Consider the following 12,777-nt stretch of genomic DNA (forward strand, 5'->3'; position numbering starts at 1 on the left):
CCCCCACCCCCCCCGGGCCCCCCGCCCCCCCCCCCCCCCCCCCCCCTTCTGTCTGGAAGAACCCGCATGACCCCCACTTCTCCTATTCCCCTTGGGCGCCTGTTGCTGGGCCTGGCCCTGGGCGCCGCACTGCCCGTGCAAGCCGATGACACCACCCTGACCGGCGACTGGGGCGGCCTGCGCCGTGAACTCGACGCGCAAGGCATCCGTTTTACCGGCGACTACAGCGGCGAAACCGCCTACAACGCTCACGGCGGCCAGCACCGTTCTGCGCGTTACTCGCAGAACCTCAAGCTGGGCGTGCAGTTCGACCTGGGCAAGCTGTATGGCTTCAATAATGGCGATCGCATCCAAGTCACTATCAACGACCGTCGTGGCAACAGCGCTTCCGAGGATTTGGTGGGCAACCGCCTGCCAATCCAGGAAAACTACGGCGGCCTCTACACGCGCCTGACCGAGCTGAGCTACGAGCGCACCCTGTTTACCCCGGCACTCAACGTCAAGCTCGGCTACATGGCCATGGGCAACGACCTCGGCGGCCTGGACAGCGGGATCCTGTGCAACTTCATGAACGCCGGTTTCTGCGGGCACCCGCTGAATATGTCCGGCGGCAGTGGCTGGACCAACTACCCGAATGCGCGCCTGGGTGCGCGGGTGAAATACGACTTCGCCCCCAACTGGCAACTGCGCGTCGCCGCGTTCAACGTGGACCCGGAAAGCAACGGCAATTCCAGCCGCGCCTGGAAGCTGAGCCCCAAACACACTACCGGCACCGTGGTGCCGATCGAGTTGGTGTACAAACACGCGGGCAACCTGCCGGGTGAATACAAGCTGGGCTATTACTACGACAGCTCCGACGTGAAACGCATCGGCAGCAACAAGGAGGTCAGTGGTCGCGGCGGTCACTACCTGCTGATCGACCAGGCCGTTTGGGCTTCCGACTCCTCCGCTGGCCGCGTGCTGCACGCCTTCGGCCAATACTCCGCCGCCAGTGAAGCGGCCTCGCCGTTCAGCAAATGGTATGGCGCGGGCGTGGTGCTGTACAAACCGTTCGAAGGCCGGCCGCGTGACACCCTGGCCCTGGGTTATGGTCGCGCCGTACCCAACCCCCGCAGCCGCGAGGTGCAGGAATTGGCCGCGTTCAACGCCGGTAACGACTACCCCAACCTGAACAATGCAGAACAGCTGATCGAACTCAGCTACGGCTACCAGGCCACGCCCTGGCTGACCCTGCGCCCGGATGTGCAATACATCCTCGAACCGGGGGCGTTCTCAGGCGAGAACATCGACAACGCGCTGGTGCTGGGCTTGCAAGTCAAGGCCGTGTTCTAGGCCTCACTCTGCTGATACTCGCGTGGCGTACATCCAAACTCGCGGCGGAACACCGTGTGCAGGTACTGCGCGGATTTGAAGCCGCAGCTTTGCGCAATATCGGCAATCGCCAGGGCCTGATTCTGCAGGCCCTTGGCGGCCGCGGCGAGTTTGAAGCGCAGGATCTCGTCATGCACGCTGCACCCGCGTTCCTTGCGAAAATGCGACTCCAGGGATGAACGCGATATCCCCACGTACCCCGCCACTTGGGCTGTCTTGATCCCTTGGCACGCGTACTGACGGATAAACAACAACGCCTGCATCACATACGGATTGCCCAAGGGCTGATGCAGGCTGGACGCTTGCACATTGATTGACTCCGGTGGCACCAGGATCTGCTCCGCCTTACAAGGCTTGCCGTGCAACATCTGATGCAGCAACGCGGCGGCGGTACGGCCCATGGTTTCCGTACCCTGGATCACCGAACTCAACGGCACCCGTGTGAGGGTTCGGGTCAGCGGATCATTGTCGATGCCGATCAGCGCCACCTCTTCCGGCACGGCAATCCCTGCCGTGAGACACGCTTGCAGCAACTGCCGCGCGCGGGCGTCGGTGACGGCGATGATGCCGATGGGTTTTGGCAGGCTGTGCAGCCAGGCGATTTGCTGTTCGACGGCGCTGTCCCACAGCGGCGCACTGGTGCCCAGCCCACGATAGACCTCGACCTGCAAACCGTCCCGTTGCAGCAGGCGGCGAAAGGCTTTTTCACGCTCCTGGGCCCAGCGATTGGCCTGGGCTTCAGGCAGGCTGAAACAGGCAAACCGGGTCAGGCCGGCCTCGATCAAATGTTCGTAGGCCAACTTGATCAACGCATAGTTGTCCGTGGCCACGTAGGGAATGCCCTTGGGATAGGCGCGCACATCCTCGTAAGAACCCCCAACCGCCACCACCGGCACCTTGCTCTCGGCCAGCGCCTCGCCAATCAGCGGGTCGTCGAAGTCGGCAATGATGCCATCGCCCTGCCAGCGCTCGATGCCTTTGAGGCGACACAGAAAGTCTTCTTCCAGGAACAAGTCCCAGGAGGCGCGAGTGCTGCTCAGGTAATTGCCGATGCCGGCGATGATGCCACGGTCGTAGATTTTGCTGCCGTTGAACAGCAAGGCAATGCGGTGCACGGGCGGTAGGGTTTTCATTGTTGTTGTCCTGGGCCGATCAAAACAGACTAGTCCCTGCCACGCAAAATCGCACCGTCTCTTGGTGATTTTCGTAATCGGCAGGCCGCACGCCGTTGCTAGTATCGAGTCACCGCCAAGAACAATAAGGAAAACGCCATGCCGTACTTCCCCGGTGTCGAGAAGGTTCGCTTCGAAGGCCCCAATAGCGATGCCCCCCTCGCCTTTCGCCATTACGACGCCAACAAGCTCATCCTCGGCAAACCCATGCGCGAACACTTGCGCATGGCGGCCTGTTATTGGCACACCTTCGTCTGGCCGGGGGCGGATATGTTTGGGGTGGGCACCTTCAAGCGGCCGTGGCAGCGCAGCGGCGACCCGATGGAATTGGCCATCGGCAAGGCAGACGCCGCCTTCGAATTTTTCTCCAAGCTGGGCATCGACTACTACAGCTTTCACGACACGGACGTCGCCCCCGAAGGCAGCTCGCTCAAGGAATACCGCCACCACTTTGCGCAGATGGTCGATCACCTGGAGCGCCATCAGGAACAGACCGGGATCAAGCTTCTTTGGGGCACTGCCAACTGCTTCAGCAACCCGCGCTTTGCCGCCGGCGCCGCCAGTAACCCGGACCCGGAGGTGTTTGCCTACGCCGCTGCCCAAGTTTTCAGCGCGATGAATGCGACCCTGCGGCTCAAGGGCGCCAACTATGTGCTGTGGGGTGGCCGCGAAGGTTATGAAACCCTGCTCAACACCGACCTCAAGCGCGAGCGCGAACAACTCGGGCGCTTCATGCGCATGGTGGTGGAACACAAGTATAAGATCGGCTTCAAGGGCGACCTGCTGATCGAACCCAAGCCCCAGGAACCGACCAAGCACCAATACGATTACGACAGCGCCACGGTGTTTGGCTTCCTGCATGAATACGGCCTGGAACAGGAGATCAAGGTAAACATCGAGGCCAACCACGCGACCCTGGCCGGGCACAGCTTTCATCATGAGATTGCCACCGCCGTGTCCCTGGGGATCTTCGGCAGTATCGACGCCAACCGAGGCGACCCGCAGAACGGCTGGGATACCGACCAGTTCCCCAACAGCGTCGAAGAGATGACCCTGGCCACCTATGAAATCCTCAGGGCTGGCGGTTTTAAGAACGGCGGCTATAACTTCGACTCCAAGGTGCGTCGCCAGAGCCTGGACGATGTGGACTTGTTCCACGGGCATGTGGCGGCCATGGATGTGCTGGCCCTGGCACTGGAACGCGCGGCGGCGATGGTCGAGAACGACCGGTTGCAGCAGTTCAAGGACCAACGTTATGCCGGCTGGCAGCAACCGTTGGGCCAGGCCGTGCTGGCGGGTGAGTTCAGCCTGGAATCACTGGCTGAGCATGCGTTTGCCCAGGAGCTGAACCCGCAGGCGGTGAGTGGGCGGCAGGAGATGCTTGAAGGTGTTGTGAATCGCTTTATCTACCGCTAGCACTGTGGCGAGCGGGCTTGCTTGTGGGGTGTTGGCTTGTTTGTGGTGAGCGGGCTTGCCCCGCGCTGGGGCGCGTAGCGGCCCCACTGCAGGCGATGTGTTTTTACCTGACACTCTGAGGTGCCTGGTTTTGGGGCTGCTTCGCAGCCCAGCGCGGGGCAAGCCCGCTCACCACGGATACAGTGTTTGTCTAGAGTCTTCCAACAACAATAAAAGGACGCACAATCATGAAACGTACACTCATCGCCACTGCCCTGGCCCTGCTCGCCCTGCCAGTCATGGCCGACTCAGCCCACCCGAAAATCGGCTTTTCCATCGACGACCTGCGCCTGGAACGCTGGTCCCGCGACCGCGACTACTTCGTCGCAGCTGCAGAAAAACTCGACGCCAAGGTCTTCGTGCAATCGGCCGATGCCAACGAGCAGAAGCAGATCTCGCAGATTGAAAACCTGATTTCCCGTGGCGTCGACGTGATCGTCATCGTGCCGTTCAACGCCACCGTGCTCACCAACGCCGTCGCAGAAGCCAAGAAAGCCGGGATCAAGGTAGTGTCCTACGACCGCCTGATTCTCAACGCGGACATCGACGCCTACATCTCCTTCGATAACGAAAAAGTCGGCGAAATGCAGGCCAGCGGCGTGTTGCAAGCGGCGCCCAAGGGCAACTACTTCCTGCTCGGCGGCGCGCCCACCGATAACAACGCCAAGGTGCTCCGCGAAGGCCAGATGAAGGTGCTGCAACCGGCCATCGACAAGGGCGATATCAAGGTGGTCGGCCAGCAGTGGGTCAAGGAGTGGAACCCCACCGAAGCCCTGAGCATCGTCGAAAACGCCCTGACCCGGAACAACAACAAAATCGACGCCATCGTCGCCTCCAACGACGCCACCGCTGGCGGTGCGATCCAGGCCCTGGCCGCGCAGAAACTGGCGGGCAAGGTGCCGATCTCCGGGCAGGACGCCGACCTGGCCGCGATCAAGCGCGTGATCGACGGCACCCAAACCATGACGGTGTACAAGCCGCTCAAGCTGATCGCCACCGAAGCCGCCAAGCTCTCGGTGCAACTGGCGCGTAACGAGAAGCCGACCTACAGCTCGCAGTACGACAACGGCAGTAAGAAGGTCGACACCATCCTGCTCACGCCTACCCCGCTGACCAAAGCCAATATCGATCTGTTGGAGAAAGACGGGTTCTATACCAAAGAGCAGATTGCCGGGCAGTGACCGCCATGTCCGACTACATGCTGCAAATGAACGGCATCGTCAAAACCTTTGGCGGTGTCAACGCCCTCAACGGCATCGACATCAAGGTACGGCCGGGGGAATGCGTCGGCCTGTGCGGCGAGAACGGCGCCGGTAAATCAACCCTGATGAAGGTGCTGTCGGCGGTTTATCCGTACGGCACCTGGGACGGTGAAATCCTCTGGGACGGGCAGCCGCTCGAGGCTCAGTCGATCAGCGAGACCGAGGCGGCGGGGATCGTGATCATTCACCAGGAACTGACCCTGGTGCCTGACTTGTCGGTGGCCGAAAACATCTTCATGGGCCACGAACTGACCTTGCCGGGTGGGCGCATGAACTACCCGGCGATGATCCACCGCGCCGAAGCCTTGATGCGCGAGCTCAAGGTACCGGACATGAACGTCGCGCTGCCGGTGTCGCAGTACGGCGGCGGCTACCAGCAACTGGTGGAAATCGCCAAGGCCCTGAATAAACAGGCGCGCCTGTTGATTCTCGATGAGCCCTCCTCGGCCCTGACGCGCTCTGAAATCGAAGTACTGCTGGACATCATCCGAGGCCTCAAGGCCAAGGGCGTGGCCTGCGTGTACATCTCCCACAAGCTCGATGAAGTGGCGGCAGTGTGCGACACCATCGCAGTGATCCGCGATGGCAAGCACATCGCAACCACCGCCATGGCCGACATGGACATCGCGAAGATCATCACCCAGATGGTCGGCCGCGAGATGAGCAACCTCTACCCCACCGAACCGCACGAGGTGGGCGAGGTGATTTTCGAAGCGCGCAACGTCACCTGTCATGACGTGGACAACCCCAAGCGCAAGCGCGTGGACGACGTGTCGTTTGTGCTCAAGCGCGGGGAGATCCTCGGCATCGCCGGGCTGGTCGGCGCCGGGCGTACAGAACTGGTGTCGGCGCTGTTCGGCGCCTACCCTGGCCGCTACAACGCCGAGGTGTGGCTGGACGGCCAGGTGATCGACACGCGCACGCCGCTCAAATCGATCCGCGCCGGGCTGTGCATGGTGCCCGAGGATCGCAAGCGTCAGGGCATCATCCCCGACCTGGGCGTGGGCCAGAATATCACCCTGGCGGTGCTCGACACCTACGCGCACCTGACCCGCATCGACGCCGAGGCCGAACTGGGCAGCATCGACCAGCAGATCGCGCGCATGCACCTCAAGACCGCCAGCCCGTTCCTGCCGATCACCAGCCTGTCCGGCGGCAACCAGCAAAAGGCCGTGCTGGCGAAAATGCTGATGGCCAAGCCCAAGGTACTGATCCTCGACGAACCCACACGCGGCGTCGACGTGGGCGCCAAATACGAGATCTACAAGTTGATGGGCGCGCTGGCGGCCGAAGGCGTGGCGATCATCATGGTTTCGTCGGAGCTGGCCGAAGTCCTCGGCGTTTCCGACCGCGTGCTGGTGATCGGCGACGGCCAGTTGCGCGGTGACTTCGTCAACAAGGGGCTCACCCAGGAACAGGTGCTCGCCGCCGCGCTCAGCCAACACAACAATAATGATCGGAAGACCGCGTAGATGAATCAGGTCAAACACCTTTTCACCCGCTACAAAATGCTCGCCCTGGTCATCGCCGTGGCGGTGATCTGGGTGTTTTTCAGCTGGCAGACCGAGGGTGGCTTCCTTACACCGCGCAACCTGTCCAACCTGCTCCGGCAGATGTCGATCACCGGGATTCTGGCGTGCGGCATGGTGCTGGTGATTATCAGCGGCGAGATCGACTTGTCGGTGGGGTCATTGCTGGGCTTGCTCGGCGGGTTGGCGGCGATTCTGGATGTGGTTTATCACATTCCATTGCTCGCCAACTTGAGCCTGGTGGCGCTGTGCGGCTTGATGATCGGGCTGGCCAACGGCTACATGACGGCGTACCTGCGGATCCCGTCGTTCATTGTCGGCTTGGGCGGGATGCTGGCGTTTCGCGGGATTCTGCTGGGGATTACCGGCGGCACCACCATTGCGCCGGTTTCACCGTCGCTGGTGTATGTGGGCCAGGGATATTTGCCGCATTCGGTAGGTATCGGCCTGGGTGTTCTATTGTTCGCGCTCACGCTTTTTTTGACCTGGAAGCAGCGGCGTAATCGAGCGCTGCATGGTCTGACTGCGCACTCGCTGACGCGTGACCTGGTGCGCGTGGCGGTGATCGGCGCCGTACTGGCCGGCTTCGTCACGACCCTCAACAGCTACGACGGGATTCCCGTGCCCGTCTTGCTGCTGCTGGTGTTATTGGGCGTGTTCAGCTACGTCACCAGCCAGACCGTATTTGGCCGTCGCGTGTACGCGGTGGGCAGCAATATGGAAGCCACACGTTTGTCCGGGATCAACGTGCAGGCGGTGAAGTTGTGGATCTTCGGCATCATGGGCGTGATGTGCGCGCTGGCCGGGTTGGTCAACACGGCTCGCCTGGCGGCCGGCTCGCCGTCGGCGGGGAGCATGGGCGAGCTGGATGCCATCGCCGCGTGTTTTATTGGCGGCACCTCCATGCGCGGCGGCTCGGGCACGGTGTACGGCGCGTTGCTCGGGGCATTGGTGATCACCAGTCTGGACAATGGGATGTCAATGCTGGATGTGGACAGTTACTGGCAGATGATTGTGAAGGGCAGCATTTTGGTGTTGGCGGTTTGGGTAGATGTGAGCACACGTACCGGCAGACGCTGACCGTCTCACTTGCCGAGCAACACCGCCCCGTCCCCCACATGCCCCAAACGATCCCCCGGATTGCGCAGCGGGCAGTCATCCAGGGAGAGACACCCGCAGCCAATGCAGCCGTCCAGTTGGTCGCGCAGTTGCGTGAGGCTGTTGATTCGCTCATTCAACATGTCTCGCCAATGTGTGGAAAGCTGCGTCCAATCCTTGGCCGTCAGCGGTCTCCCCGACGGCAGTTGCTCCAGCGCAGCCTTGATGGTTGCCAATGGAATTCCCGCGCGCTGCGCCACCTTGATCACAGCAATGCGGCGAAGGACATCACGATGATAGCGGCGCTGATTGCCCGGGCTGCGTTGCCCGTGGATCAAGCCCTTGGCTTCGTAAAAATGCACAGTCGCCACGGTCACCCCGCTACGCCGCGCCAACTCGCCTACCCCGAGGGGGATGTGCACATCGATTTTCGGTTCCATCGGCGGCTTGACCTCATCTATACATGAGGTCTTATAAAGAGTGTCGGCCTGTCCTGGCAAGCCTTCATTCCTTTGACATGGAGTCTCCATGAATACCACACAAACCTCTCCCTCCAACTGGGCCGCCTTGCTGTCGGGTGCAAACGGCGTAAGGTCACTGGCCCTGGCAGGCGGCGTGGTGCTGCATGCGATCAACGTCTACATCGCCACCACGATTCTGCCGTCAGTGGTCCAAGACATCGGCGGCATCGACTATTACGCTTGGAATACCACGCTGTTTGTCGCCGCCTCGATCCTCGGTTCGGCGTTGTCTGCGCGCTTGCTTGGCCGCCTGGGGCCGCGTGGGGCTTACGTGTTTGCCAGCCTGGTGTTCGCTGGCGGGGCATTGGCCTGCGCATTTGCACCTTCCATGCCCGTGATGCTGGTCGGACGGCTGGTACAGGGCCTGGGCGGTGGGTTCTTGTTCGCTCTGTCTTACGCGATGATTCGAATGGTGTTCGATGAACACTTGTGGCCACGCGCAATGGCGTTGGTCTCGGGGATGTGGGGGGTCGCGACGCTGGTTGGGCCAGCGGTGGGCGGGGTGTTTGCCGAGCTGGGCATCTGGCGGGCGGCATTCTGGTCGTTGATTCCCGTGGCCGGGTTGTTCGCAATGCTGGCCGCGGCGGTGCTGCCTAGGCGCAGCCCTGATAGCGCTGAACCCACACCGTTGCCGCTCGCTCAGTTGTGGTTACTGACGGCAGCGGTACTGGCGGTGTCGGCCGGCAGTGTCTCTTCCACCCTGCCCCTGAACCTTCTGGGGCTCGCCGCGGCAGCGATGCTCACTGTGCTGCTGATCATCACAGAAAGCCGGGCCCGCCATCGACTGTTGCCCGCTGGAGCCTTTCGACTCACCACTGCGCTTGGCGCGCTGTACGCCACGATGTCGTTGTTGGCGGTCGCCGTGACCAGTGGCGAAATCTTTGTGCCGTTGTTTCTTCAAGTTCTGCACCACCAAACGCCGCTGGTAGCCGGTTATCTTGCAGCACTGATGGCGGCCGGTTGGACGCTGGGGTCAATCGCCAGCGCGGGAATGACGGGCAGGAATGTTCGCCTGGCGATCCTGGCTGGGCCGATCCTGGGTGTTGTGGGCATGCTGGCGCTGGCGCTTTTAATGCCTCGCGAAAGCGATGGCGGTGCGCAGACGCTTACGCCAATTTGCCTGGCCCTTGCCCTGATCGGCCTGGGGGTAGGTCTGGCGTGGCCGCACTTGCTTACCCGAGTGTTCCAGGTGGCACCCGCAGGCGAACAGGACCTGGCTTCTGCGTCGATTACCACGGTGCAACTGTTCGCCACTGCGTTTGGCGCAGCACTGGCGGGCATGGTAGCGAACATCGCGGGCCTCACTGAACCCGGCGGCATTGAAGGCACAGCAAGCGCTGCGGTTTGGTTGTTTGGGGTGTTTGCGCTGGCGCCGGTGATGGGTATTCTGATTGCCAGGCGGGTCGTTCAACCGATCGGTTAGCGGCCGCTGATTCTTGACAGCCGACTAAAAAACGTAACAGCTGCTACGGTCTTCATTCTCATAGCGCCACGACTGGATAATGCCCTCACCCGAGACGAGCACGGAGTATCGACAGTCGCGGATCCAGGTCACGAAGTAGCGCTGGCTGTCGCCCTCCTTCACAACCTGGTCATAGACTTTTTTCTTGTTGACCGGGGACCAATAGGAATCGCCACAGCCGCGGCTGCAATCGTCATAGAGGTGGGCATCGAAGCGCGTGCCGACAAACGCATTCATGCCGTCCGTCCATACCGAATAAGACGGCGCACAACCGGCCAGCAACGTGCCCAACAAGGCGATACCCATGATTGCTTTCAAAGCGTTCTCCCATGGACGGGCGCAGGGAGCCATTCCATGCCTGAAAAGTCATTTATCGTGACGCAGGGCTGGTTTCATCTTCTTTGTAAGCCGAAATCAGCATGTAGATGGCGACCAGCAACAAGTAAACCAGCGTCAGGACAGCCAACCAGAAAACGCCGTATCGGGCCATATACGCGTCGAGGCCAATGACATCCTCAGATACTCGAACCTGTGCCACACCATCGCTGTAGCCGATGTGTACGTCTTTCTCCCTGAGCGTTTCCAGATCACCTTGAAAATAAACCCAGATCCTGTAGACGCCGTTTTGCACAATCGCCGGAATCTCCACGCTGCTCATCAAATCCGGTTTGAGGGTATCTATGCGTGAATCGTCCCTGATCTGAACGACGCCTTTCGCTGGCAGTTTGACGTGGACCTCCTTGATCACCTTGCTGCCGGTATTCCTGAGCGTGATCAACAGCCTGACAGGGTAATTGTCGGGCCCGCGTTCGAACGGCGCCTCGAATAAAGCCAGATAGGGTGCCTGGCTGAGGTCAACGATCTTATTGATCTGTTCGTGGCTGAGCGCACCGTTGCCGGCATTCTTGATGTCGTCATACAGACGTGTGTACTTGAGGTGTTCAGAAATCGTACCCAAGCGCTCGGTGAATAGACGTGGCGCACTGTCGTATTGGTAGGAAAGATCGGCCTCGAGTTTGTTGTCGTCCTTGAAAACCATATACATGCTCAGGATTGACAGCAGTGCCCCCGGCAAGGCCAGCAGTGTTCCGAATTTTACCCAGCTCAACGTAGCATTTCCCTATTGATTGACTTGACTGTGTCGCTCGCTGGGTGAGCGTGCCAAGTTCCTCTGAGTAGAGCAAGCACCCCGCTCCTGGCGCTGGAGCATCTGCTGGAGACGGGTTAAAAAAATGTGGGCGCTGGCTTGCCCGCGATAGCGGTGTATCAGTACCCGATGTGCTGACTGATACCACGCTATCGCGGGCAAGCCCGCTCCCACAGTTGACCGCGTACTGGCTTTAGTTATTTGGAGACTGGCATGGCGAATTCCGCGCCCTGCTCAATACTTTCCGACCAGCGTTGCATGATCGACTTCTGCTTGGTGTAGAACCGCACACCCTCCGTACCGTATGCATGCATGTCGCCAAACAAGCTCTTCTTCCAACCACCGAAGCCATGCCACGCCATCGGCACCGGGATCGGCACGTTGATGCCGACCATGCCCACTTCGATGCGCCGCGCAAATTCACGGGCGATGTTGCCGTCGCGGGTGAAGCAGCTCACGCCGTTGCCGAACTCATGATCGTTGACCAGCTTGATGGCCTCGGCGAAGTCATTCACACGCACGCAGGCCAGCACCGGGCCGAAGATTTCTTCGCGGTAGATGCTCATTTCTTTGGTCACATGGTCGAACAGCGTCGCGCCCAGCCAGAAGCCGTTTTCCAGGCCTGCTTCAGTGGGCACATAGTCACGCCCATCCAACAGCAATTGTGCGCCAGCCTGCACGCCTTGTTCGATATAGCCGCTGATGCGTTCCAGCGCCGCACGGGACACGATCGGACCCATCTCGGCTTTCAAATCGCGACCGTCGGTGATGCGCAGTTGCTTGGCGCGTTCGGTCAGGGCGGCGATGACTTTGTCGCCCACATCGCCGACCAGCACCGCTACGGAGATGGCCATGCAGCGCTCGCCGGCACTGCCGTAGGCAGCGCCCATCAGGGCATCGACAGTTTTTTCGATATCGGCGTCAGGCATCACCACCATGTGGTTTTTCGCGCCGCCCAGGCCTTGTACGCGCTTGCCGTTACGGGCGCCGGTTTCGTAGATGTATTGGGCGATCGGGGTAGAGCCAACGAAACTCAGGGCCTTGACGTCCGGGTGTTCGATCAGCGCGTCCACTGACTCCTTATCGCCTTGAACCACGTTGAACACACCTTTTGGCAAGCCGGCTTCACGCAGCAGTTCGGCCATGAACAGCGAGGCGCTTGGGTCGGTCGGGCTTGGCTTGAGGATGAAGGTGTTGCCCGCCGCGATGGCGATCGGGTACATCCACATGGGCACCATCACCGGGAAGTTGAACGGCGTGACACCGGCCACTACGCCCAGGGGCTGGCGCAGGGTCCAGTTGTCCATGCCACGGGAAACCTGATCAGAGTGTTCGCCCTTGAGCAGGTTGGGAATGCCGCAGGCAAATTCGAGGATGTCGATGCCACGGTCAACTTCGCCCTGGGCGTCGGTGAAGACCTTGCCGTGTTCAGCGACGATGATGCGCGCCAGGTCGTCCTTGCGTTCACGCAGCAGATGCAGGTATTCGAACAGCACACGGGCGCGGCGGATCGGCGGCGTGTCGGCCCAACCGGCGAACGCGGCCTGGGCGGCGGCGACGGCTTCGGACACGGTCTGGCGGCTGGCCAGGGCAACGCGTCCGGTCTTTTCGCCGGTGGCCGGGTTGAAGACGTCCTGATAGCGATCATCGCGGGATACGCGCTGGTCGTTGATGTAGTGCTCGATGGTGGTGGTCATGGCAGCAGATCCCAGGTGAGTAGCGATGGGCATCACGATAGGCTTTAGATTTGTTCCAAACCA

The 12,777-nt window shown here is 60.9% G+C and carries 11 protein-coding genes; 6 read left to right on the top strand and 5 right to left on the bottom strand.

Going from position 1 to position 12,777, the window contains the following annotated elements; all coding sequences use genetic code 11:
* Window positions 1-66: 66 nt before the first annotated feature.
* Window positions 67-1,332 (top strand): carbohydrate porin, encoded by a 1,266-nt coding sequence (locus tag WH299_RS28010; RefSeq protein WP_339551914.1) that lies wholly within the window; start codon window positions 67-69, stop codon window positions 1,330-1,332.
* On the opposite strand, the gene WH299_RS28015 is transcribed toward WH299_RS28010, so the two are convergent.
* Window positions 1,329-2,504 (bottom strand): XylR family transcriptional regulator, encoded by a 1,176-nt coding sequence (locus WH299_RS28015; protein ID WP_339551916.1) that lies wholly within the window; start codon window positions 2,502-2,504, stop codon window positions 1,329-1,331. The genes WH299_RS28010 and WH299_RS28015 overlap by 4 nt on opposite strands.
* 138 nt (window positions 2,505-2,642) lie before the next feature.
* Here WH299_RS28015 and xylA point away from each other — a divergent pair, with 138 nt between their 5' ends.
* The 4 genes from xylA (at window position 2,643) to WH299_RS28035 (ending at window position 7,869) form a co-directional block, all read left to right on the top strand.
* Window positions 2,643-3,959 carry a xylose isomerase gene (gene xylA / locus WH299_RS28020; protein ID WP_028619695.1) on the top strand — a complete coding sequence of 439 codons (1,317 nt, stop codon included), beginning with the start codon at window positions 2,643-2,645 and terminating at the stop codon, window positions 3,957-3,959.
* Between the two features lie 227 nt (window positions 3,960-4,186).
* The gene (xylF, locus tag WH299_RS28025) at window positions 4,187-5,179 is read left to right on the top strand and encodes a D-xylose ABC transporter substrate-binding protein (RefSeq protein WP_028619694.1); all 993 of its coding nucleotides are present in this window, start codon (window positions 4,187-4,189) and stop codon (window positions 5,177-5,179) included.
* A 5-nt stretch (window positions 5,180-5,184) separates the two neighbouring features.
* A complete protein-coding gene (gene xylG, locus WH299_RS28030; protein WP_339551917.1) occupies window positions 5,185-6,732 on the top strand; it encodes a D-xylose ABC transporter ATP-binding protein in 1,548 nt (515 codons plus the stop codon).
* Window positions 6,733-7,869 (top strand): sugar ABC transporter permease, encoded by a 1,137-nt coding sequence (locus tag WH299_RS28035; protein WP_122724427.1) that lies wholly within the window; start codon window positions 6,733-6,735, stop codon window positions 7,867-7,869.
* 5 nt (window positions 7,870-7,874) lie between these two features.
* Here the strand turns inward: WH299_RS28035 and soxR are convergent, their stop codons facing one another.
* Window positions 7,875-8,327, bottom strand: a complete 453-nt coding sequence (soxR, locus tag WH299_RS28040) for a redox-sensitive transcriptional activator SoxR (RefSeq protein WP_339551919.1) — start codon at window positions 8,325-8,327, stop codon at window positions 7,875-7,877.
* Window positions 8,328-8,415: 88 nt separating this feature from the next.
* On the opposite strand from soxR, the gene WH299_RS28045 reads away from it, so the two are divergent.
* Window positions 8,416-9,831: an MFS transporter gene (locus tag WH299_RS28045; protein ID WP_339551921.1), complete on the top strand. Its 1,416-nt coding sequence runs from the start codon at window positions 8,416-8,418 to the stop codon at window positions 9,829-9,831.
* A 24-nt stretch (window positions 9,832-9,855) separates the two neighbouring features.
* Here WH299_RS28045 and WH299_RS28050 read toward each other — a convergent pair whose 3' ends face one another.
* From WH299_RS28050 to WH299_RS28060, 3 genes are all read right to left on the bottom strand, one after another.
* Complete coding sequence (locus tag WH299_RS28050; RefSeq protein WP_240037311.1) at window positions 9,856-10,188, bottom strand: hypothetical protein; 333 nt, start codon at window positions 10,186-10,188, stop codon at window positions 9,856-9,858.
* A gap of 52 nt (window positions 10,189-10,240) precedes the next feature.
* The gene (locus tag WH299_RS28055) at window positions 10,241-10,978 is read right to left on the bottom strand and encodes a hypothetical protein (RefSeq protein ID WP_122724421.1); all 738 of its coding nucleotides are present in this window, start codon (window positions 10,976-10,978) and stop codon (window positions 10,241-10,243) included.
* A 236-nt stretch (window positions 10,979-11,214) separates the two neighbouring features.
* Window positions 11,215-12,714: a CoA-acylating methylmalonate-semialdehyde dehydrogenase gene (locus WH299_RS28060; protein ID WP_122724419.1), complete on the bottom strand. Its 1,500-nt coding sequence runs from the start codon at window positions 12,712-12,714 to the stop codon at window positions 11,215-11,217.
* Window positions 12,715-12,777 lie beyond the last annotated feature (63 nt).

This window comes from Pseudomonas sp. MYb541 (assembly GCF_037479595.1).
GTDB lineage: Bacteria > Pseudomonadota > Gammaproteobacteria > Pseudomonadales > Pseudomonadaceae > Aquipseudomonas > Aquipseudomonas canadensis.

What these genes read in the sequence shown, in the direction of transcription:
- WH299_RS28010 (WP_339551914.1), top strand. Translation starts at nt 67, where the DNA reads ATGACCCCCACTTCTCCTATTCCCCTTGGGCGCCTGTTGCTGGGCCTG.
- WH299_RS28015 (WP_339551916.1), bottom strand. Translation starts at nt 2,504, where the DNA reads ATGAAAACCCTACCGCCCGTGCACCGCATTGCCTTGCTGTTCAACGGC.
- xylA (WP_028619695.1), top strand. Translation starts at nt 2,643, where the DNA reads ATGCCGTACTTCCCCGGTGTCGAGAAGGTTCGCTTCGAAGGCCCCAAT.
- xylF (WP_028619694.1), top strand. Translation starts at nt 4,187, where the DNA reads ATGAAACGTACACTCATCGCCACTGCCCTGGCCCTGCTCGCCCTGCCA.
- xylG (WP_339551917.1), top strand. Translation starts at nt 5,185, where the DNA reads ATGTCCGACTACATGCTGCAAATGAACGGCATCGTCAAAACCTTTGGC.
- WH299_RS28035 (WP_122724427.1), top strand. Translation starts at nt 6,733, where the DNA reads ATGAATCAGGTCAAACACCTTTTCACCCGCTACAAAATGCTCGCCCTG.
- soxR (WP_339551919.1), bottom strand. Translation starts at nt 8,327, where the DNA reads ATGGAACCGAAAATCGATGTGCACATCCCCCTCGGGGTAGGCGAGTTG.
- WH299_RS28045 (WP_339551921.1), top strand. Translation starts at nt 8,416, where the DNA reads ATGAATACCACACAAACCTCTCCCTCCAACTGGGCCGCCTTGCTGTCG.
- WH299_RS28060 (WP_122724419.1), bottom strand. Translation starts at nt 12,714, where the DNA reads ATGACCACCACCATCGAGCACTACATCAACGACCAGCGCGTATCCCGC.